The sequence below is a fragment of the Thermophilibacter provencensis genome (genome assembly GCF_030372065.1).
GTDB lineage: Bacteria > Actinomycetota > Coriobacteriia > Coriobacteriales > Atopobiaceae > Thermophilibacter > Thermophilibacter provencensis_A.
Genome location: NZ_JAUDEA010000016.1, coordinates 20803 through 42934 on the forward strand (window position 1 = coordinate 20803; position 22132 = coordinate 42934).

The following is a 22132-nucleotide window of genomic DNA, read 5'->3' on the forward strand; positions in this document are numbered from 1 at the left end:
TTCTGCTGAAGTATAGCATTTCGGCGGCCGCGCTCGCCGTGCGGCGGCGAGCGCGGAAATTACTTGCCTAAATGGGGACTGAAATGGGGACTGTCCCCTTTTAGGCATCCTTGCCGGAGAGGACGCGCACGACCCAGTCCTTGTCGGTGGTCGTCTTCATCTTCTCAAGGACGGCCTCGTCCTCCAGGATGCGGCAGATGTTGGCGAGGACCTCCAGGTGCTCCTCTCCCCTGCCCGCAATGCCAAAGACGAGGTTGGCGCGCTCGCCGTCAAAGTCCACGCCCTCGGGGTACTGCTGCAGCACCACGCCGGTCTTCTCGACGGCCTCCTTGGCCTCGTTGGTGCCGTGCGGGATGGCGATGCCCATGCCGATGTAGACGCTCGTGAGCCGGTCGCGCTCCACCATGGCGTCGATGTAGGGCTCGCTCACGCAGCCGCGCTTGACGAGAAGGGCGCCGGAGTCGCGGATGCACTGCTCGCGTCCCACGGGCGCAAGGCCGAGCTGAATGTCGTCGGCAGTGATCGTGAGGCTGGGACGATCCTCCGCCACGGGCTCGGGCGCCGGGGCGGGCGTGGTCTCGATGAGCTCGGCGGCGTGGCTGAGCTGCGTGAGCGCCTTGTAGAGAGAGTCGAGGGCCGGGTCGTCGAGGAAGTTGTCGATGGTGACGATCTGCGCCGAGGGCGCGCTCTTGCGGGCGCGCTCGGAGAGAACGCGCTGGCAGACCACGATGTTCGCGTCCGCAGGCACCGTGTCCACGCTCGAGTGCTCAACGGTGAGGTCCGGGCGCTCGGCCTTGATGCGGTTGCGGAAGCGCGTGGCGCCCATGGCGGAGGAGCCCATGCCGGCGTCGCAGGCAAAGACGATCTTGCCGCCCTCGGTGTCGGAGATGACGGCTGCCTCGGCGGTGCCCTTCATCTCGCGCATCTGCTGGCTCGCCTGGTCGATGTCGGCCACCTGCATGGAGCGGACGAGCGGCACGGCAATGGCAAACGACACGCCCGCGGCAATGAGCACGCCGATGAGGTTGGTGAGAATCATGTCAGAGGGCGACATCGAGAGGAACGCGATGATCGAGCCCGGGGACGCGGCCGAGGTGAGGCCCGCACCGGTGAGGCTGAACCACGCGATGGCCGCCATGTTGCCCACGATGGGGGCAATGATGACCTTGGGGTTCATGAGCACGTAGGGGAAGTAGATCTCATGGATACCGCCAAAGAAGTGAATGATGATGGCGCCGGGGGCGGACTGGCGGGTCTTGGCGTCCCTGCAGAAGAAGCAGTACGCGAGAAGGACGCCCACGCCGGGGCCGGGGTTGGCCTCGAGCATGTACATGATGGAGCGGCCCGTCTCCTCGGCCTGAGCGATGCCGATGGGCGTGAAGATGCCGTGGTTGAGCGCGTTGTTGAGGAAGAGCACCTTGGCTGGCTCGATGAAGATGGCCAGAAGCGGCATGAGACTGTACTGGACGAGAATCTGCACGCCGCCCATGAGCACGGCGAGGATGGTGGTCATGACGGGGCCGATGACCACGTAGCCGAGCATCGCGAGTAGCATGCCGAGGATGCCCACGGAGAAGTTGTCAATCAGCATCTCAAAGCCGGCCGGCGTCCTGCCCTCCATGAGGCGGTCGAACATCTTGATGACCCAGCCCGCAAACGGGCCCATGGCCATGGCGCCCATGAGCATCGTGGTATCGGGCGCGCCCGCGATGCAGCCAACGACGGCAATGGCGCCGGCAATGCGACCGCGGTCGCCGCCCGTGAGGTAGCCGCCCTGGGCGGCGATGAGGATCGGGATGAGGTAGCTCAGCATGGGGCCGGTGATGCTCGCGAACTGCTCGTTGGGAAGCCAGCCCGTCTCGATGAAGAGCGCGGTCAGAAAGCCCCAGGCGATGAACGCACCGATGTTGGGCATGACCATGCCGCTCAGGAACTTGCCAAACTTAGAGAGACCCTCGCGCACTGACATTGGTCCCTCCTTTCCAAGGCCCGCGCACGGACCCGACGCGTTGAATAGTGTGGGCGAGCGCCCATGACTTTTGTTTCAACGACTTGAATAGTACGCTTTCATTTCGACAGGATTGTAAACAACGGAATTTTGCCGCCAAACGGCTGAATATTGGCGATAAACGGTGATATTTCGGCTCTTTTCACTTTTGGTTTGACAGAATTGAGACTGTTGTTATGATGACACTTGACTTTTGTTTCGACAGTTTCAACCAACAAATCGAAGGGAGGGGCCATGATCTACACCGTCACGCTCAACCCGGCGCTCGACAAGACCGCAACGGTCGAGGGGCTCACCGTGGACGAGGTCAACCGCATCACGGAGGTGCGCGAGGACCCGGGCGGCAAGGGCATCAACGTCTCGAAGGTGATCGCAAAGCTCGGAGGGACGAGCCGCGCGCTCGCGCTTCTCGGCGGATCTGTTGGGGAGAAGATCCGCGCCATGCTCTCCGAGGAGGGCATCGACGTCTGGGCCTTCGAGGCCGAGGGCGAGACGCGCACCAACCTCAAGGTCGTTGACCCCAAGCTCGGGACGAACACCGACATCAACGAGCCTGGCCCCACCGCCTCCATCGCAACGCTCGACACCATGCTCGCCGCGCTTACGAGCGCCATCAGCTGCGGCGACATCGTGGTGCTCTCGGGAAGCCTGCCCAAGGGAGCGCCCGTTGCCACCTATGCGGCATGGGTGCGCGCATGCGGGTCAGCGGGCGCGAAGGTCTTTCTCGACGCAGACGGCGCCGCGCTCTCGCACGGTCTTGGGGCACGCCCCTATCTCGTCAAGCCCAACGATGCCGAGCTCTCCCGCCTCTGCGGGCGCGAGCTCGCCGACGCGGCGCAGATTGCCGAGGAGGCAATCCGGCTCGTCAACGGCGGCATCGGGCGCGTCGTGGTCTCCATGGGCGGCGCGGGGGCAATTCTCGCCGACGAGAGCCACGTGCTTCTCGCCCGCTCTCCCAAGGTGAGCGTGGGCTCCACCGTGGGGGCCGGCGACTCCGTTGTGGCAGCGCTCGCCTACGCGGAGGAGCGCGGCATGAGCCTCGAGGACGCGGCGCGCCTTGCCATGGCCACGGGGGCGGCAAACGTCATGCAGTCCGGCACCCAGGCAGCCGAGCGAGCGCTGGTCGACGAGCTTCTGGACCGAGTGACCATCGAGCCCCTCTAGAAAACCTGACAAACAACCCTGTCACTTTTGTCATCACGTTGAAAGGAACCATCATGAAGGCCAAGGCCGTACGTCTGCACGCCGCCAACGATCTGCGCATCGACGAGTTTGAGCTGCCCCCCATCAAGGACGACGAGGTGCTCGTGAAGGTGGTCTCGGACAGCATCTGCATGTCCACGTACAAGTGCGCCACCCTGGGCGTGGAGCACAAGCGCGTCCACGAGGACGTGGGCGAGCACCCCGCGATCATGGGCCACGAGTTTGCCGGCGACATCGTTGAGGTGGGCGCCAAGTGGGCCGATCGCTTCAAGCCGGGCATGAAGTTCACGATCCAGCCCGCCCTCAACTACAAGGGCACCATGTGGAGCCCCGGCTATTCCTACGAGTTCTGCGGCGGCGACGCCACCTACTGCATCCTCCCCGCCGAGGTCATGGAGTGCGACTGCCTGCTCGAGTATACCGGTGAGGCCTACTACCAGGCCTCCCTTGCCGAGCCCATGAGCTGCTCGATCGGCGCGTTCCATGCGGCGTACCACACGCAGATGGGCGTCTACACCCACGAGATGGGCATTCGCGAGGGCGGCAAGCTCGCCATCGTGGCGGGTGCCGGCCCCATGGGCCTAGGCGCGCTCACCTACGCGCTGCACTGCGATCGGCGTCCGAGCCTCGTATGCGTTGCCGACATCAACCAGGAGCGCCTCGACCGCGCCGCCGAGCTTTTCCCGCCCGAGGAGATCAAGGCCGAGACGGGCATAGACCTCGTCTTCATCAACAACGGCGCCTATGACAACCAGGTGGCCGCGCTGCGCGAGGTCTCGGGCGGAACGGGCTTTGACGACGTGCTCTGCTACGCGCCGGTTGCCCCCGTGGTGACGCTCTCCGACGCCATCCTGGGCCGCGACGGCTGCCTCAACTTCTTTGCCGGACCCACCGACAAGAACTTCAAGGCCGAGATGAACTTCTACGAGGTGCACTACGGCAGCCACCACGTGATGGGCACCACGGGCGGCAACACAGACGACATGGTGGAGTCCCTCGAGCTCACGGCAGCCGGCCGCGTTGATCCCTCCGTCATGGTGACGCACGTGGGCGGACTTGACGCCGCCGCCGAGACCACGCTCAACCTCCCGAAGATCCCGGGTGGGAAGAAGCTCATCTACACGCACGTGAGCATGCCGCTCGTGGCGCTTGACGAGCTTCGCGCGTGGGCCGAGAAGGACGAGCGCTTTGCGGGCCTTGCGGACATCGTCGAGGCCAACAAGGGCCTCTGGTGCCCCGCCGCCGAGCGCTACCTCCTCGAGCACTGGGCCGCATAACCTGACACCGGTGACACTGGCGTCAGAGATGAGTGTCACATAAAAGGGCGACCTTACACGAAGGGAGATAGTGCAAGGGAAACCCCCTTTCGTCTTCCCTTCGTGTAAGGTCCGGTCGTGCACCCCCGCAATCGACCACGGCAGGGGCGCCGCCATTTGCGCATCTGCGCTAAGATGCTCTCATCGAGAAACGAGGAGGTCCAGATGAGCAGCACCATGATCGAGCGGCGCGACGCCATCGCCGCACTCGTCACGTCCGAGGGCAGCGTCACGTTCAGCCAGCTCAAGAAGGCCTTCCCCGACGTCTCCGAGATGACGCTCCGCACGGATCTCAAGGCCCTTGACGAGGCTCGCCGCATCGTGCGCACCCATGGCGGCGCGCGCTCGGTGGAGTACGTGGTGGGAACCGACGACCTCCTCCTCAACCGCAACACGAGAAACGTGGAGGCCAAGGCCATCATCGCGCGCAAGGCAAAGGAGCTCGTACGGCCCGACAGCACGATCTTTCTCGACTCCGGCTCCACCACCACGGCGCTCGCCCGCGAGCTGGACGACATGCGGACCCTCGTCTTCACCAACAGCCTCACGTGCGCGGCCGAGCTCGCCCGCCTTGAGCGCACGCGCACCATCATGATCGGCGGGTCGCTCAACCGCTACAGTTTGAGCCTCAACGGGTCCAAAAGCATCGAGGACGTCAGCTCCCTGAGCTTTGACCTGCTCTTCCTCGGCGTGACGTCGTTCCAGTCCTCCTCGGGCTTTGCCTGCGGCTCCGACGACGAGGCGGCGCTCAAGCGCGCCCTCATCGCGCACGCCGAGAAGACCGCGGTGCTCATGGACTCCTCCAAGCTGGGGCAGAAGAGCACCTTCAAGATCTGCGACCTCTCCGACGTGGACTACGTCGTCTCCGATGGTAACCTCACCGAGCACTTCAAGAAGTACTGCGAGGAGGCCGAGGTCACCGTCCTCTAGTGCTGACAAGGGTGACAGGGTTGCTGACAAAGGTGACAGGGTAAGTTGTCACCATCTCTTGGATGGTGACAACTTACCCTGTCACCTTTGTCAGCAACCCTGTCACCTTTGTCAGCAACCCTGTCACCCTTGTCAGCACGCACCTCGTCGCCACTAGAGCTGGGACTCGAGCTCCATGACCTGGTCGCAGGCGTCGCGCTCGTCGGCTTCCCAGAGGCGCCACTTCCCCGCCACCTGATAGGCAACGCGCGGTCCAAAGCCGCCCAAAAGGGTGTTTGCTGCGCGGGGGAAGTCCGGGTCCGCCTTCAGGCCGGGATAGCGCACGGCCTCCACGCGCGGGTGGCACGCGAGGTAGTTGGCCACCACCTGCGCCGCGTCGGACAGGACGCGCCAGCGCTCCCGCCCCATCTGGGACGAGAGCGCCAGCAACGTGTCTATGTCGAGGTCCTTCTCGCCCACCGCGGCACTTAGCGGCGCTCGGCGATCTCGGCGCGCACGTCGGCGATGAAGTCGTCGAGCTCGCGCGTCACCGTCTCGTTGGAGCGGTCGCGCACGGAGACGTTACCGGCCTCGACCTCCTGCTCGCCGATGATGAGCATGTAGGGCGGGCGGTCGATGTTGCGCGCCTCGCGGATCTTGTAGCCGATCTTCTCGTCGCGCTCGTCGAGAACGGCACGGATGCCCGCAGCCTCGAGCTTCTCCGTCACGGCGCGCGCGTAGTCGCGGCTCTTCTCGGAGACCGGGAGCACCTTCACCTGGCACGGCGCGAGCCACGTGGGGAACTTGCCGGCAAAGTGCTCGATCAGGATGCCGATGAAGCGCTCGATGGAGCCAAAGCACACGCGGTGCAGCATGATCGGGCGCTTCTTGGAGCCGTCGGCGTCCGTGTACTCCAGGTCGAAGTTGATCGGCATCTGGAAGTCAAGCTGCACCGTGCCGCACTGCCAGGTGCGACCGAGCGAGTCCTCCAGGTGGAAGTCGATCTTGGGGCCGTAGAAGGCACCGTCACCCTCGTTGACCACGTAGTCCTTGCCGAGCTTCTCGAGCGCGAGGCGCAGCGCGGACTCGGCGCGCTCCCAGTCCTCGTCGGAGCCCATGGAGTCCTCGGGGCGCGTGGAGAGCTCGAGGTGATAGTTGAAGCCGAACTTCTCGTACACCGAGTCGATGAGGTTCACGACGCCGATGATCTCGTCGGTGAGCTGGTCCGGGCGCACGAAGAGGTGGGCGTCGTCCTGGTTGAAGCAGCGCACGCGGAAGAGGCCGTGCAGGGCGCCGCGCATCTCGTGACGGTGCACCAGGCCAATCTCGCCAGCGCGAATGGGCAGCTCGCGGTAGCTGTGCGGCTTAGAGGCATAGACGAGCACGCCGCCCGGGCAGTTCATGGGCTTGATGCAGTACTCCTCGTCGTCGATGATCGTGGAGTACATGTTGTCCTTGTAGTGGTCCCAGTGGCCGGAGGTCTTCCAGAGCTCCTTGTTCATGATCATGGGCGTGGAGATCTCAACGTAGCCGGCCGCGCGGTGGATCTCGCGCCAGTAGGTGAGCAGCTCGTTCTTGAGGGTCATGCCGTTGGGCAGGAAGAACGGGAAGCCGGGGGCCTCGTCGCGCATCATGAAGATGTCCATCTCGCGGCCGATCTTGCGGTGGTCGCGCTTCTTGGCCTCCTCGAGCAGGCGCAGGTGCTCGTCGAGCTCCTCCTTGGTGGCAAAGGCGGTGCCGTTGATGCGCGTGAGCATCTTGTTGTTCTTGTCGCCCTTCCAGTAGGCGCCGGAGACGCCCGTGAGCTTGAAGGCCTTGAGCGCCTTGGTGTAGGTGAGGTGCGGGCCCACGCACATGTCGATGTACTCGCCCTGCTGGTAGAAGGTGATGCGGGCATCGTCGGGCAGGTCGCCGATGTGCTCGACCTTATACTTCTCGCCGCGCTCCTGCATGAGGGCCACGGCCTCCTCGCGCGGGAGCTCGAAGACGGTGAACTTGAGGTTCTCCTTCACGATCTTCTTCATCTCCGCCTCGATCGCGGGGAAGTCCTCCTCGGAGATCTTTACGCCCTCGGGCAGGTCGACGTCATAGTAGAAGCCGTTGTCCGTGGCGGGGCCGTAGGCAAAGTCGGCCTCGGGGTACAGGCGCTTCACGGCCTGGGCCATGATGTGGGCGGCGCTGTGGCGGACGACGTGGGTAACCTCGTCGGCAGGGCACTCGTCGATGTGACCGTCGTTGTACAGGACCTTCATGGTGAAACCTCTCTCTGGCTGGTCGTCTCATACGTGCTCAAACATGAAAAACGCCCGTCCGCCGCCCTGATGGGAAGCGTCGAGCGATATGCGGCGCCTGTCCGTGGCCTGCCGGCCATGGGAAGGACAGACGCCTAGATAGTCTGCGTTCGAGCGATCTGTGCGATGAAGCGGCGCATGTCAGCCTTTCGTCTCGCTTGCACGACATAGGTTTACCACATCTGGGCGCATCTCATGCGCGGGGAAACAGATTCGCAGCATGCGCACGACACTCTGGCGAGAAGAACCGTCGGCTCGCGCCCACACCCGCACAAGCGGGGACCCCTCCCGACACTTTCTGAGTCCAGAGTGTCGGGAGGAGTCCCAGGTTCTTCTCTCCGCAACGGGACGCTGTCCCGCTCGGGCCTACTGTGCCGAGGAAATCTGCGTCGGGACGTTACGGTTGGTGGTCGTGCCGTCGCCGAGCTGGCCGTCCTCGTTCAGGCCCCACGTCCAGAGGGAGCCGTCGGTCTTGACGGCCGCGGTGAAGTCGCCCAGATCCACGCTGGCGACGCCATCCATGACCTTCTTGGGCGTGACGCTGGCGTTGCCCGAGGTGCCGTCGCCGAGCTGGCCGTACTGGTTGTCGCCCCACATCCACAGGGTGCCGTCGGTCTTGAGCGCGGCGGTGTGCTGGTCGCCCAGCGAGACGGACTTGACGCCGTCCATGACCTTGACGGGAGCGAAGAAGGGAACGAGCGGGTTGTCAGGCCGGACGCCAACCTGCCCGAAGCCGGCGGAACCCCACATATAGAGGGTACCATCCTTGGTCACGGCACCGGAGTGGGCCGTACCAAGCGAGACGGACGCCACGTTGTCCAGGACCTGGGCAGGAGTGGCGCTGTTCGCACCCGTCGTGTCACCGTTGCCGAGCTGGCCGTTGTAGTTGTTGCCCCAGGTCCAGAGCGTTCCGTCGCTCTTGACGGCCGCGCTGTGGCTACCGCATGCCGCAATGGCCACCGCGCCGTCCATGACCTTGACGGGCTTGGTGCTGTCCGTGAAGGTGCCGTTGCCAAGCTGGCCGTACTGGTTGTCGCCCATGGCCCAGACGGAGCCGTCGGTCTTGAGCACCAGCGTGTGCATGTAGCCGCAGGCAACGCTGGAGACGCCGTCCATGACCTTTGCGGGCGCGTCAACGCTGCTCGTTGTGCCGTTGCCGAGCTCGCCGCGGAAGTTGCCGCCCCACGTCCAGAGGGAGCCGTCCTTCTTGACAAAGGCGTAGTTGATCGTGCCCACGGAGACGGTGGCAACGTCGTCTGCGACCTTCTCGGGGGTGCTTGAGAAGTCGTCGCCCCACATCCACAGGGCGCCGTCCTCGGTGATGGCGGCGGCAGCGTATGCGCCGGCCGAGACCTGGGCGACCTTCTTGCCGTTGATCGTCTCGGCGGGCTTGGCCGGCTCATCGTCCTTGAGGCCGTACCACGCCTCGCCCTCGTACTCCCAGCCGAGCTCCTCGAGGCTGGTGACCTCTTCCCAGCTGGCGGTGTAGTGGTGCGTGGCAAACTGGACGTACGGGTTGTAGAGGCGGTAGATCGGGACGGACTTGGCAGTGTCGGAGTGCCAGGCCACGCCCTCCTTCTTCCAGCCGATGCTGCCGAGGTTCTTGTACTCCTCCGCGTCCTTGGTGTAGTGGTGGTCGCCGCTGTAGGGGTTGTAGAGGCGATACACCTCGTCACCCGAGGCGGGCGCGAGCCAGGCGTCGTTCTCCTGCGTCCAGCCAATCGAGCCGAGATAGTCGTACTCATCCTGCTTGGCAGTGAACAGGTGCTCGCCGGTGTACTGGTTGTAGAGGCGCAGCATTTGGGTGGTGTCAGCCGCCTGAGCCGTGCCCGGCGCCACCACGCACGCAAGCGCGATGCCCGCCGCGGAAAGAAGCGCAAAAGCGCCCGTGGCCTTTCTCATTGGTTCCCCCTTGTCCTTGAGGTCCAACCCAACGAGTCAAACCTAACCTGCCTCCTGAGACCTTTTCAAGAAGCTTTAGGTCAGGGGTTCCTTTTGACAGCGAGCGGCGGGCGAGAAGGGCACGGACGAGATGTGGACGGTTTCACGGCCGAAACCGTCCGCAAGCCGCCCGTACTTCTCGCTGGGGCGAGATGTGGACGATTCCTCACCCCACCTCACAAAAAATTGAACCCCCGCCGAGGCAGGGGTTCACACAAAGACGATATGTCCCAGAGAGCCGCTACTGGATGCGGGTGCGGCAGTACGGGCAGACCTTCCAGTCCGCGTTGAGCGGACGGTGGCAGGTGGGGCAGACGTTGCGGACCTGCGTGTTGCAGATCGGGCAGACCACAAAGTCGCGGTCGATGGGGGCGCCGCACTTGGGGCAGATGCCGTAGTGAGAGAGCTGGTGCTCGCGCAGGGCGATGTCCAGGTCCTGCTCCTCGCGGTCGATGAGGTAGGAGCTCGGACGCAGGATGACGTAGGCGAGCAGGCCCACGATGGGGATGACGGAAATGATGGCCCACATCCACCACGGCTCGGCGCCGCGACGCTGGGCGTCACGGATGACGTAGACGATGGAGAGGATGTAGAGCATGACGACGCAGACGACCATCAGGTAGAGGACCATGCGGACCTCGGGGGTAATGAGCTGGTCGAACAGTTCTTGCGCCATAGCGGGGCTCCTTCAAAACCGGGTAAGCGTCACAAAGCAACGCCACAGACAGCGAAATTGTAACAAATGTTAGGCAAAAAGAGCCGCAAGCTCCCCCGCGAGCGTGATGGAACCGCAGCCAACGTACGATTCTCCACACAATGCCGACGTAGCGGCCTCAACCGTTGGATACGTCCCCACCACCTCTGCGCCGGCATCGACAAAGGCGCGGGCCAGCTCATCTGCCGGAAGCGCGCGCGGGCTCGCCGTCTGCGTGACGGCCACGCGCGGGAAGGCGGCGGCGAGAAGCGCGACGATTCCCGCCACGTCCTTGTCCGCAAGAACCGCGGCGAGAAGGACGGGCCGCTCGTCACGGTTGGGCGCCACGGCATCGATTGCGGTGAGGAACGCCTCTACGGACTGCGGGTTGTGACAGGCGTCGATAAGAACGGGCGGCTCCGGGCGCAGCAGCTGGAAGCGGCCGGGCGTGGGGCACTGGACCACAGAGGTGAAGAGCGCGTCCTCGTTGAGCGCACGCCTGAGATACGACTCGGCAAGCGCGACGGCACAGGCGATGTTCTGTGCCTGATACTCCGGCTTGAGCGCTGAGAGCTCAGCGTAGGTTGCGCGCGGCGTGGCGACGTCAAGCTCAAGCGGCGCACCAATGCGGTGCGGATGCTTGGTGACGTGGAAGCTGGCAACGGGCAGCCCGTCCGGCGAGAAGAGGCCGGGGCTTGCCTCTGGCTCAGCGCTCGCTGCGCTCGCTCGCTGACGCGATTCGCCAGCGACAAGCCCCGGCCTCTTCTCGCCTACCACTTCGGGGCGAACCAACACTGGGGTCACTCCCGCCGCGCGCGCCTGGTCGAGAAAGACCTGCTCAACGGAGGCGGGGCTCGCCGTGCCTGCGCCGAGCACGCAGGTGCGACCGGGCTTGATGATCGCGGCCTTCTCGCCGGCGATCTCCTCGAGGGTGTTGCCGAGCACGCGCATGTGGTCAAGACCGATGCCCGTGACGGCCACGCTCTTGATGGACTTGGCGGCAGAGGTGGCGTCCCAGCGACCCCCCATGCCGCACTCCAGGACGGCTACGTCGACGCCAGCCTCCGCGAAGACGACCATCGCGGCAACCGTGAGCGTGTCGAACTCGGTGATGTCGTAGGGTCGCTCGCCAGCGGCGGCGCGCCGCGCGTTCACGCGCTCCCCCGCAACGCGCGCGGCCGAGACGCCGTGAGCGAACGCCTCCTCAGAGACAGGGCTGCCGGCAATCTCCATGCGCTCGGTGTAGCTCACGAGCTCGGGCGAGGTGTAGAGCGCCGTGCGCAGGCCCTCGCCGGAGAGGATGGCCGCCGTGTAGCGCGAGGTGGACGTCTTGCCGTTGGTGCCGGCAACCTGAACGCAGTCAAAGGCGAGGTCGGGGTCCCCGAGCTCGGCGAGCATGTCCTCAACGGTCTCGAGCAGCGGGCAGATCCCAAAGCGCAGCGCCCCGTGCACGATCGCGAGCGCCTCGTCATACGAAATCTCAGGAACCTCAAACGGCAACTGATACATGTAGTCTCCCTCGTAACGCTATCGGGCGGGGCCTGGGCATGCCCCGGCGCTCAGACAGCTTGCCGCACAGAGCGCGGCAAGAACTCGCGGCAGGGCATGCCCAGGCCCCTGCCGCAAGGCAATCGATGACGTGCGACCCGCGGCGCGCCCCCGAGCGGGGGAACGTCCGCCGCGAGTTCTGCAGGCGCGCTCTGTGCGCCGAAGCTGCCTGAGCGCCGGACGTTCCCCGCTCGGGGGCGCGCACGGTTGCCTACAGCTCGAGCAGGCGGAGGGCCTCCTCGCGGGTCTTGAGGTCGCGAAGGCACCCGCGAACGGCCGACGTGGTGGTGAGGGCACCTGCCGCGCGCACGCCGCGCATCGTCATGCAGGTGTGCTCGGCCTCGAGGACCACAAGCACGCCGAGCGGATCGAGCTCGCGCACCATGGCGTCCGCGATCTGCCCGGTCAGGCGCTCCTGGACCTGAAGGCGCCGCGCGTAGCCGGAGACGCAGCGCGCAATCTTGGAGAGGCCCGTGATGCGACCGTCACGCGGGATGTAGCAGACGTGTGCCTTGCCGGTAAAGGGCAGGATGTGGTGCTCGCAGAGGGAGGAGAACGGGATGTCCTTGACGATCACCATCTCCTGGTTTCCCGGCTCGTGAAACTGCTTACGCAGATGGGCCCCCGGGTCCTCCTGCATGCCGCCGAGCACCTCCTCGCAGGCGCGCGCCACGCGGTCGGGCGTGCCGAGCAGGCCCTCGCGGTCCGGGTCCTCGCCAATCGCAAGCAGCAGCTCACGGATGGCAGCCTCCACGCGCGGCTTGTCGATGGGCCCAAAGCCCTGCTCGTTCTTCTCGCCCACGCTCACGCGCGCCCCCTTCCGCGCCCGTACACGAACCAGTACGAGACGCCCACGAGCACCACGCCGCCCACGAGGTTGCCCAGGGTGGCGGCCGTCAGGTTAGAGATGACGCCCGAGAGCTCAACTCCTCCCGCGGCAACGCCCGTTGCCTGGAGCATGAGGGCATAGGGCAGGAAGAACATGTTGGCCACGCAGTGCTCAAAGCCCGCAGCCATAAACGCCATGACCGGCAGCAGCGCCGAGAAGAACTTGTCGGTGACCGAGTTTGCGGAGTGCCCGATCCACACGGCAAGGCAGACGAGCAGGTTGCAGAGGACCGCGCGCGCGAAGGCCGTGCCCCAGCCAAGGGCCACCTTGCCCTCGGCCACGGCGATGGCGGCCTGCCCGAACGCACCGCCGTTAGCCGAGGCAACGTCGGCGGCGAGCACCACGGCGGCGGCGAGCACGCTTCCCACGAGGTTGCCGACGAGCACGACGCCCCAGCTCTTGAGGAGGCTCCCCCACGAGAAGCGCCCGGCGAGCGGGCCCATGACCATGAGGCAGTTGCCCGTGAAGAGCTCCGCGCCGGCGGCGAGGATGAGGAAGAGACCCAGGGTGAAGGAGAAGCCGCCGAGCAGCTGCGTTGCGGCGAAGGGCAGCTCGGAGTCGGACTTGATGACGAGCATGAAGGTCGCGCCCATGGAGATGAAGGCGCCGGCCATGACAGCGAGCACGAAGGCGCTCACCACGTCCGTGCCGGCCTTGGTCTCGGCGACGCGCTCGTTCTTGAGCTCCATCGACGCAGGGGTCATCGCCCCGCTGTACGACGACGAGGGCTTCTCGGTTACCTTCATGCACACATCCTTTCGGCTGCGGTGACAACGTGAGAGACAAGGATAGCGGTTGTGAGCGAGCCCACGCCACCGGGAACGGGCGAGAGCGCGGAGACGACGGGGGCAACCGCCTCGGCGTCCACGTCGCCGCGCAGGCGGCCGGCAGCGGCGTCCCACGTGGTGCCCACGTCAACAAGGACCTGGCCAGGGTGGACGCACGCCGCGCCCACGGTCCCGGGCGCACCGGCGGCGGCCACGATGACGTCTGCGCCGCTGCAGGCGGCGGCAAGGTCGCGCGTGTGCGTGTGGCACGTCGTGACCGTGGCGTTTCTCGCCAGAAGGAGCGCCGCCACGGGGCGGCCGATCACGAGCGAGCGCCCGATGACGGTGACGTTGGCGCCGTCGAGCGGCACCTCGTAGTGGTCGAGCAGCGCGAGGACGGCCTCGGCCGTGCAGGGCGCAAAGCCGGCGCCCCGTCCCGAGAGCGTGGCGAGAAGCCCGAGGGGGCCCGCGCAGTCCACGTCCTTCTCGGCGGGAATGCAGGTGGCGGCGGCGCCCTCGTCGAGGTGGACGGGCAGGGGCCGGAAGAGCAGGATGCCGTGGACCTCGTCCTGTGCGCCGAGCTCCTCGAGCGCGGCGTTGAGCTCGGCCTGGTCGCAGCTCACCGGGAGCACGACCTTGCGGACGGCAACGCCAGCGGCGGCGCAGCGCTTCTCGGCGGCGCGCTCGTAGGCGAGGTCGTCGCTGCGCTCCCCCACGCGCACGACGGCGAACGTGGGCACGATGCCGCGCTCGGCGAGGGCGGCGGAGCGGGCGGCGGTGCGCTCGGTGAGGGCGGCAGCGGCGGGGGCTCCCTTGAGCAGACGCGCCATCAGCCCTTCCTTCTCTCGCTGATGCGACGCGTCATCTCGCTTGCCAGGCGCTCGGCGCGCGGGGCGTACTCGTCGATGAGCTCGCTGCAGGTGGACTCGATGCGGTTTGCCACCGTGCGGTCCGTGAGCGCGGAGGTGTTCACGTAGACGTTCACGCTTGCGGTCTCGAGCGCGGCACGCACGAGCAGGGCGCCGCAGGCAACGTCCGAGATGAGCAGGCGCGAGCAGCACGCGCCCATCTCCTCGAGCAGGGCGACGGCCCGGCAGCACTCCCCCACCATGGCAAGCGGCGCCATGCAGGCATCCCCGGTCGCGCGCTCGATGGCGTCCGCGCGCGTGGGGTCGTCCTTGGGCAGGGCATAGGCTTCAGAGAGGGGCGAGAAGCCCTCGGCGTCCTCGTGGACGAGCTCGAGCAGGCGGAAGCGGACGTCCTCGGCCTCGTCCATGAGACGGAGGACCCGGTCCTCAACCGCGGCGAAGCGCGGCTTGCCCGCGGTGAAGGCTCCCGCCATCGAGCAGAGCGCGATCCCGAGCGCGCCGACGAGCGCCGCCGCGCCGCCGCCGCCCGGAACGCTCTCGCGCGCCGCGAGCCGCTCCGTGAACTCCTCGCAGGAAAGCTCCGTGAGCCTCTCTTCCATAGGGCCTCCTCCCGGGGGCGTTGGTGACAGTTAACCCTGTCACCTTTGTCATCATGACAAGTTACCCTGTCACTTTTGTCAGGTTAGAATAGGCCGACGATCTTGCCGTCGGGGGTGACGTCGATCTTCTCGGCGGCAGGCACCTTGGGAAGGCCCGGCATCGTCATGATGTCGCCCGTGAGGGCCACGATGAAGCCGGCGCCGGCAGAGACGCGGAGGTTGCGCACCGTGATGCGGAAGCCCTCGGGCGCTCCGAGCTTGGTCTGGTCATCCGTGAAGGAGTACTGGGTCTTGGCCATGCAGACGGGCAGGTCGCCGTAGCCGAGCTCCTCAAGCTGGGCGAGCTGGCGCCTCGCCGGTCCGGTGAAGTCGACGCCGTCGGCGTGATAGACCTTGGTGGCGATGGCCTCGATCTTCTCCGCGATGCCGCCCTCGAGCTCGTAGGCGTAGCGGAAATGGGAAGGCTCGTCGCAGAGGCGCACGACCTCGCGGGCGAGCGTCTCGCCGCCCTCTCCGCCCTTGGCCCAGACCTCGGAGAGTGCGACGTTGACGCCAAGCTCGTTGCAGCGGCGCTCGACGAGGGCGAGCTCGGCCTCGGTATCCGTGGGGAAGGCGTTGATGGCCACCACGACGGGCAGGCCCCAGACGTCCTTGATGTTGGAGACGTGGCGCAGCAGGTTGGGCAGGCCCTCCTCGAGCGCCTCGAGGTTCTCGGTGGTGAGCTCGGCCTTGGGCACGCCACCGTTGTACTTGAGCGCGCGCACGGTGGCAACGAGCACCACCGCGGAGGGCGCAAGCCCCGTGGCGCGGCACTTGATGTCGAGGAACTTCTCGGCGCCCAGGTCCGCGCCAAAGCCGGCCTCGGTGACCACGTAGTCGGCGAGCTTGAGGGCGGTCGTGGTGGCCTCCACGGAGTTGCAGCCGTGGGCGATGTTGGCGAAGGGGCCGCCGTGGACAAAGGCGGGGTTGCCCTCGAGCGTCTGCACGAGGTTGGGCTTGATGGCGTCCTTGAGCAGGGCCGTCATGGCGCCCTCGGCGTGGATGTCGGAGACGGTCACGGGCCTTCTGTCATAGGTGTAGGCAATCACCATGCGGCCGAGGCGGGCCTTGAGGTCCGCGAGGTCGGTGGCGAGGCAGAAGACCGCCATGACCTCGGAGGCAACCGTGATGTCAAAGCCGTCCTGGCGCGGCATGCCGTCGGCGATGCCGCCGAGGCCGTCCACCACGTTGCGGAGCTGGCGGTCGTTCATGTCCACGCAGCGCTTCCAGACAATGCGGCGCGGGTCGATGCCAAGGGCGTTGCCCTGCTTGATGTGGTTGTCGAGCATCGCTGCGCAGAGGTTGTTGGCCGCGCCGATGGCGTGGAAGTCACCCGTGAAGTGGAGGTTGATGTCCTCCATGGGAACGACCTGCGCGTAACCGCCGCCCGCGGCGCCGCCCTTGACGCCAAAGACGGGGCCGAGCGAGGGCTCGCGCAGGCAGAGCATCGTCTGGTGGCCCAGGCGGTTCATGGCATCGGCAAGGCCGACGGACGTGGTGGTCTTGCCCTCGCCCGCGGGCGTGGGGTTGATGGCCGTGACCAGGATGAGCTTGCCCTTGCTCGGCCGGTCCGCGAGCGAGTGGATGTCGACCTTCGCCTTGGTGCGCCCGTAGGGCTCCAGCATATCCTCCGTGAGGCCGGCGCGCGCGGCGACCTCCGTGATGGGCAGCATCTCTGCCTCCTGAGCAATCTCAATGTCGGACTTGTACTCGGCCATGCTCGCATCCCCTCGGACGGTGCCATTTGGAACCTCTACTATACCGCGAGCACGTGACAGCCGCCCGCAGGAGCGGGGCTCTCCACGCGCCACCGAGAAGTGCGGGCGCGCAGGGACGCGTTGCCCTACCATAGATGGCGGGGAAATCTGCAACGGGAGGGGCACGCATGATCGAGCGGACAGGGTTTGGGACCACGGGCGACGGGCGCGAGGCGAGCGTCTACACGCTGCGCGCGGGAAAGGTGGCGGCGCGGGTAAGCGACTTCGGCGCCACGCTCGTTGGGGTGGACGCCCCGGACCGCGAGGGCCGGCTGGCCGACGTTCTTCTCGGCTATGACTCGGTGGAGGGCTACGCCGCCGACAACCCCGCCTTCTTTGGCGGCACCGTGGGCCCCGTTGCCAACCGCACCGACCGCGCGGAGGTGCCCCTGGGCGGCACCGTCTATCACCTGCTGGGAAACGACGGTCCCGGCCAGCGCAACAACAACCACACGGACTCCGCGCGCGGCCTGCACAAGCGCCTCTGGCGCGCCGAGGCCCTGGAGGACAAGAACGCGGTGCGCCTGCGCTGCGAGCTCGCTGACGGCGAGCTCGGCCTCCCCGGCAACCGCTCCTTTGTGGCCACCTACTCGCTTGCCGAGAAGAACGGTGGCGCTGAGCTGCGCATCGTTTACTCGTGCACGAGCGACGCCGTTACGTACGTGAACATGACCAACCACTCCTACTTCAACCTCGCGGGACATGGTTCGGGAGACGTGCTCGGCCAGGTGGTGAGCATCGACGCCGGCGCCTTTCTCCCCGTGCGCGAGGACTCCGTCCCCGAGGGAGAGCTGCGCGCCGTTGCGGGAACGCCGTACGACTTCCGGGAGCCGCGGGCGCTCGGCGAGCGGATTGACGCGGACGACGAGCAGACGCGTCGGGCGCGAGGCTACGACCAGTGCTTCTGCATTCGCGGCTACGAGCCGGGCGGCGAGCCGCGCCACGCCCTGCGCGCGGAGGACCCGGTGAGCGGGCGCGCGCTCGACGTGCTTGTGTCCACGCCCGGCATGCACCTCTATACGGGCAACTGGCTCGACGAGACGTGCGCCAAGGACGGCGCTTCTTACGGGCCGCGCGCGGGCTTTGCCTGCGAGGCGGAGCTCTATCCGGACAACATCCACCACCCGGAGTGGGAGCAGGGCGTCTTTGGCCCCGAGAAGCCCTACGAAATCACGATCGTCTATCGCTTCTCAACCTGCTAGACGGGATGGGACGGGCTGTGACAAAGGTGATGACAAAGGTGACAGGGTAGGTTGTCACCATGAAACACATGGTGACAACCTACCCTGTCACCTTTGTCATCACCTTTGTCACAGCCCGCCTCGTCGCCTCTGTCTCGGCCTTCTCGCCCTACTCGTACCTCTCGTCAAAGACGCGCTTGGTCTTCTTCTCGCTTCTGGGAAGGACGCCGAGCTCGACCACCTTCACGAGCGGCGTGAAGCCAATGCGGCGCTTGACCTCGGCGGCAACGGCATCCGCGGTGTCCAGGAAGTCCTGGGTGCCGTCCGTCTCCACGTAGATGCGCATGGTGTCGCGGCCCTCGAGGTGCGAGAGGCGGATCTGATACTCGCTCGAGAGCGCCGGGAACGACTGGAGGATCTCCTCGATCTGGCGCGGGAAGACGTTGACGCCGTGGATCTTGACCATGTCGTCGGAGCGGCCCTGAAGCGCGTCGATGCGCGGGAACGCGCAGCCGCAGGGGCACGCAACCGGGATGATGCGGCTGAGGTCGTGCGTGCGGAAGCGGATGAGCGGCGCGCCCTCCTTGACGAGCGTGGTGATGACGATCTCTCCCCACTCGCCGTCCGGCAGCGGCTCGCCCGTTTCGGGATCGACGATCTCAATGTAGAGGTAGTCGTCCCAGTAGTGCATGCCGTCCTCGGCATCGCACGAGATACCGATGCCGGGGCCGTAAACCTCGGTGAGGCCGTAGATGTCATAGATCTTGATGCCAAGGCCCGCCTTCACGCGGTCGCGCATCTTCTTGCCCCAGCGCTCGGAGCCGACGACGCCCTTGGTGAGGGCAATCTGGTCGCGCATGCCACGTCGCTCGATCTCCTCGGCGAGCAGCAGCGCATAGCTCGACGTGGCGCCGATGACCGTGGTCTGCAGGTCAACCATAAACTGCAGCTGCTTCTCCGTGTTGCCGGGGCCCATGGGAATGACCATCGCCCCGAGCTTCTCGGCGCCCGCCTGAAACCCGATGCCCGCGGTCCAGAGGCCATAACCGGGCGTGATCTGGATGCGGTCCTGTGCCGTGATGCCCGCGAGCTCGTAGCAGCGGCGGAACTGCTCGGCCCAGTCATCGACGTCACGCGCCGTGTAGGGGATGATGACCGGCGTGCCCGTGGTGCCCGAGCTGGAGTGGATGCGCACGATCTCGCGCTCGTCAACGGCGGAGACCCCGAGCGGGTAGCAGTTGCGCAGGTCCTCCTTCTCCGAGAACGGCAGCGCGAGGAAGTCCTCCTCGGTGAGGACCTCCGTGACGCCGGCCTCCTGAAGGCGCCGGCCAAAGTAGTTGCCCGACGCCACGAGGCGCTGGACCTGTTCGTTCACGAGCTTGAGCTGGGACGCGCTGATGTGCATGGAAGGCTCCTAGAGGTTGAGGGCGCGCAGGTCGAGGTCGACGAAGGCGGGTTTGACGAGGGCGCGGACGGCGGCGACGAGGTCGTCGGTCGTGATGGGCCCGAGCGCGCCGGCTCGGGCGGCAGCACCGAGAAGGACGACGTTCAGCGCCTTGGCGGTACCGATCTTGGCAGCCGCCGCGGAGGTGTCGACGATTACGAGGTTCTTCTCGCCCACGCGTTCGTGCAGGTGGGACATGATGGCGGGCAGGTCGTAGGCGGGGCCTCCAGTCGCCGCCGAGACGGGAACGACGGGTGCGTCGCTCGTGACGACCATGCCGTCCGGGCGAAGGAACGGCAGCTGGCGCACCGCCTCGGCCGGCTCGAAGGCGACGATCGCGTCCGCCCGACCGCGACCGATGAGCGGCGAGTGAGCGCCCTCCCCCATCCGCACGTGGCTGAACACGGAGCCGCCGCGCTGCGCCATGCCGATGGTCTCGGCGGTCTTGACGGGAAGTCCGCGCTCCATCGCAGCGCGGGCGAGGAGCTTGGAGGCGAGGACGGCGCCCTGCCCGCCCACGCCGGCGAGGATGACATTGGTGCTCACAGGCGCTCACCTCCCGAGATGGCGTGCGTGGGACAGATCTGCTCGCAGAGGGTGCAGCCGGTGCACTGCGCGGCGTCGATGCGCACCTTGCCGGTGGCGGCGTCAGGCACGAGGGCGGGACAGCCCAGCTCGCGGACGCAGCGCTGGCAGCCTACGCACTTATCGGCATCCACCGCGCTTCTCGCCTTTGGTCTGGCGAGAACCACGCACGGGCTCCGGAAGATGATCGCCTTGACGCCCGGCTCGTCGGCGACGCGACGGACGGTCTCGACGGCAGCCTCATGGTCGAGCGGGTCGACGGTCTCCACCACCGTGAGGCCGATGGCGCGCAGCACGCGCTCGATGCTGACCTTCTCCACGACCTGGCCCATCATCGTGCGGCCCGTGCCGGGGTGCGGCTGGTGGCCGGTCATGGCCGTGGTTGAGTTGTCGAGCACGACGAGCGTCATGTTGGCTTGGTTGTAGAACGCGTTCACCACGCCCGTGATACCCGAGGCAAAGAACGTGGAGTCGCCCACGAAGGCAAAGGCGGTGGTGTCCGGTTCGACGTGCGTCACGCCCTGCGCGATGTTGATGCCCGCCCCCATGCAGAGGCACGTGTCCACCATGTCGAGCGGGGCGGCGTTGCCGAGCGTGTAGCAGCCGATGTCTCCGCAGAAAAGCGTCTTGCGGCCGCGCGTGGCCTTCTTGACGGCATAGAAGCTCGCACGGTGCGGGCAGCCGGCGCAGAGGACGGGCGGGCGGATCGGGAGCGTGGGGGCGGCAGGGTGATTCCCCGTGCTCAAACAGCTTCGGCCTACGGCCTGCAGAACTGCGCGCGGAAAATCACCCTGCCGCCCGCTCTCGTCGGCCTCTCCCCTACCGAGGAAGCCATCGATGGCACGTTCTACGGATTCGACGGTGTTCTCGCCGGAGGGTTGGATGTCACCGGTGAGCTTGCCGCGGATCTTTACGTTTAAGCCGCGGCGGCCGCAGGTCGCCACTAGGGCGCGCTCGATCACGGGGTCGAGCTCCTCGACGCAGAGGACCTCGTCGAGGCCGGCTAGGAAGTCGGCGGCAAGGTCCTCCGGGAACGGGTACGGCGTCGCCACGCGAAGCACGCGGACGTCGTCCTTCTCGCTGAGGTTCTCCGCGACGTAGGTGACGCTGACGCCGTGGGTGGCAATGCCGAGGCGCGGGCGGGCGTCCGGACCGGCCGTCTGCGTCACGGTGTTTCTCGCGTAGCTCGAAAGGCGCTTGGCGAGAAGGGCGTCGCGCTTCTCGATGGCAGCGTGGGCCCGCACGGAGAGCGCCGGGAAGATGACCCAGCGGCTCGGGTCACGGACGAAGCCCTCGGGCTCGTGACGGACCCAGTCGCACGCATCGGCCACCTCCACGTCCTCGTAGCCGTGGTCGACGCGCGTGGTGGGGCGCACGATCACGGGGCAGCCCAGCTCCTCGGAGAGGGCAAAGGCATCCCCCATCATCGCGTAGGCCTCGGACGGGCTCGACGGGTCGAGGATCGGCAGCTTGGCGTAGGCGGCAAAGGTGCGCGTGTCCTGCTCGGTCTGGGACGAGATGGGACCGGGGTCGTCCGCCACGAGGACCACCATGCCGCCCTTGACGCCAATGTAGGAGAGGCTCATGAGCGGGTCGGAGGCAACGTTGAGGCCCACCTGCTTCATCGTGACGAGCGCGCGGGCCCCGGCGTAGGCGGCCCCGGCGGCCACCTCGAGCGCCGCCTTCTCGTTGACCGACCACTCCACGTAGACGCCCTCTGGCCTGCGGCGTGCCACGGTCTCCAGAACCTCCGTCGAGGGCGTGCCGGGATAGCCGGCCACCACGTTCACACCCGACGCGAGCGCGCCCAGGGCCATGGCCTCGTTGCCCATCAGGAACTCTCTGTGCATGGCGTCCCCTTTCGTTGAGTCGCACTCTACCAGAGCGGAGCGCGGCGCCACGAACGCGTTGCCAACCGGTAACAGCAGTCTGGGGTGCGGGGTCCTTCTCGCCTCCAGGCCGACTGGTTGGTTTTGGGCAAAATGTTTGATGCACAAGGCGGCTACCCATCAATTCTTTTGCCCACAACCCGCCAAATTGGTGTCAAATCGAGAAAAACGCGGCGAGAAGGGCCTCGGGCGGGGCGGCAATA

At 66.5% G+C, this 22132-nt stretch carries 18 protein-coding genes; 4 read left to right on the top strand and 14 right to left on the bottom strand.

The genetic code is table 11. The features are described from left to right. Window positions 1–100: 100 nt before the first annotated feature. Window positions 101–1969: a PTS mannitol transporter subunit IICBA gene (locus QUW25_RS08695; protein WP_289511817.1), complete on the bottom strand. Its 1869-nt coding sequence runs from the start codon at window positions 1967–1969 to the stop codon at window positions 101–103. Window positions 1970–2242: 273 nt separating this feature from the next. On the opposite strand from QUW25_RS08695, the gene pfkB reads away from it, so the two are divergent. From pfkB to QUW25_RS08710, 3 genes are all read left to right on the top strand, one after another. Continuing rightward, entirely contained in the window at window positions 2243–3172 is a 930-nt protein-coding gene (gene pfkB / locus QUW25_RS08700; RefSeq protein WP_289511818.1) for a 1-phosphofructokinase, read from the top strand. Between the two features lie 53 nt (window positions 3173–3225). Next, window positions 3226–4488 (top strand): zinc-binding dehydrogenase, encoded by a 1263-nt coding sequence (locus tag QUW25_RS08705; protein ID WP_289511819.1) that lies wholly within the window; start codon window positions 3226–3228, stop codon window positions 4486–4488. 204 nt (window positions 4489–4692) lie between these two features. After that, complete coding sequence (locus tag QUW25_RS08710; protein WP_289511820.1) at window positions 4693–5457, top strand: DeoR/GlpR family DNA-binding transcription regulator; 765 nt, start codon at window positions 4693–4695, stop codon at window positions 5455–5457. A gap of 153 nt (window positions 5458–5610) precedes the next feature. Here the strand turns inward: QUW25_RS08710 and QUW25_RS08715 are convergent, their stop codons facing one another. From QUW25_RS08715 to QUW25_RS08760, 10 genes are all read right to left on the bottom strand, one after another. Then, a complete protein-coding gene (locus tag QUW25_RS08715; RefSeq protein ID WP_289511821.1) occupies window positions 5611–5916 on the bottom strand; it encodes a PLP-dependent transferase in 306 nt (101 codons plus the stop codon). Window positions 5917–5924: 8 nt separating this feature from the next. Further along, on the bottom strand, window positions 5925–7688 hold the full coding sequence (gene thrS, locus QUW25_RS08720; protein WP_289511822.1) for a threonine--tRNA ligase: 1764 nt from the start codon (window positions 7686–7688) through the stop codon (window positions 5925–5927). A gap of 405 nt (window positions 7689–8093) precedes the next feature. Beyond that, window positions 8094–9629: a hypothetical protein gene (locus tag QUW25_RS08725; RefSeq protein ID WP_289511823.1), complete on the bottom strand. Its 1536-nt coding sequence runs from the start codon at window positions 9627–9629 to the stop codon at window positions 8094–8096. Between the two features lie 280 nt (window positions 9630–9909). Beyond that, window positions 9910–10344, bottom strand: a complete 435-nt coding sequence (locus tag QUW25_RS08730; protein ID WP_289511824.1) for a zinc ribbon domain-containing protein — start codon at window positions 10342–10344, stop codon at window positions 9910–9912. Between the two features lie 69 nt (window positions 10345–10413). Further along, window positions 10414–11871 carry a bifunctional folylpolyglutamate synthase/dihydrofolate synthase gene (locus QUW25_RS08735; protein ID WP_289511825.1) on the bottom strand — a complete coding sequence of 486 codons (1458 nt, stop codon included), beginning with the start codon at window positions 11869–11871 and terminating at the stop codon, window positions 10414–10416. A gap of 250 nt (window positions 11872–12121) precedes the next feature. Further along, the gene (folE, locus tag QUW25_RS08740; RefSeq protein WP_289511826.1) at window positions 12122–12718 is read right to left on the bottom strand and encodes a GTP cyclohydrolase I FolE; all 597 of its coding nucleotides are present in this window, start codon (window positions 12716–12718) and stop codon (window positions 12122–12124) included. Then, window positions 12715–13545, bottom strand: coding sequence for a formate/nitrite transporter family protein (locus tag QUW25_RS08745; RefSeq protein WP_289511827.1), 831 nt, complete (start codon window positions 13543–13545; stop codon window positions 12715–12717). The genes folE and QUW25_RS08745 overlap by 4 nt, the downstream gene beginning before the upstream one ends. After that, on the bottom strand, window positions 13542–14396 hold the full coding sequence (locus QUW25_RS08750; protein WP_289511828.1) for a bifunctional 5,10-methylenetetrahydrofolate dehydrogenase/5,10-methenyltetrahydrofolate cyclohydrolase: 855 nt from the start codon (window positions 14394–14396) through the stop codon (window positions 13542–13544). Before QUW25_RS08750 ends, QUW25_RS08745 begins: the two co-directional genes overlap by 4 nt. Next, window positions 14396–15034 (bottom strand): cyclodeaminase/cyclohydrolase family protein, encoded by a 639-nt coding sequence (locus QUW25_RS08755; protein WP_289511829.1) that lies wholly within the window; start codon window positions 15032–15034, stop codon window positions 14396–14398. Before QUW25_RS08755 ends, QUW25_RS08750 begins: the two co-directional genes overlap by 1 nt. Window positions 15035–15117: 83 nt before the next feature. Further along, window positions 15118–16791: a formate--tetrahydrofolate ligase gene (locus tag QUW25_RS08760; RefSeq protein WP_289511830.1), complete on the bottom strand. Its 1674-nt coding sequence runs from the start codon at window positions 16789–16791 to the stop codon at window positions 15118–15120. A gap of 167 nt (window positions 16792–16958) precedes the next feature. Here QUW25_RS08760 and QUW25_RS08765 point away from each other — a divergent pair, with 167 nt between their 5' ends. Continuing rightward, entirely contained in the window at window positions 16959–18032 is a 1074-nt protein-coding gene (locus tag QUW25_RS08765) for an aldose epimerase family protein (protein ID WP_289511831.1), read from the top strand. Between the two features lie 148 nt (window positions 18033–18180). Here QUW25_RS08765 and QUW25_RS08770 read toward each other — a convergent pair whose 3' ends face one another. From QUW25_RS08770 to iorA, 3 genes are read right to left on the bottom strand one after another with little or no spacing between them, the layout of a single operon-like run. Then, entirely contained in the window at window positions 18181–19416 is a 1236-nt protein-coding gene (locus QUW25_RS08770) for a phenylacetate--CoA ligase family protein (RefSeq protein WP_289511832.1), read from the bottom strand. A 9-nt stretch (window positions 19417–19425) separates the two neighbouring features. Beyond that, window positions 19426–20001, bottom strand: a complete 576-nt coding sequence (locus QUW25_RS08775) for an indolepyruvate oxidoreductase subunit beta (protein WP_289511833.1) — start codon at window positions 19999–20001, stop codon at window positions 19426–19428. Then, window positions 19998–21890: an indolepyruvate ferredoxin oxidoreductase subunit alpha gene (gene iorA / locus QUW25_RS08780; protein ID WP_289511834.1), complete on the bottom strand. Its 1893-nt coding sequence runs from the start codon at window positions 21888–21890 to the stop codon at window positions 19998–20000. The genes QUW25_RS08775 and iorA overlap by 4 nt, the downstream gene beginning before the upstream one ends. Window positions 21891–22132: the final 242 nt, after the last annotated feature.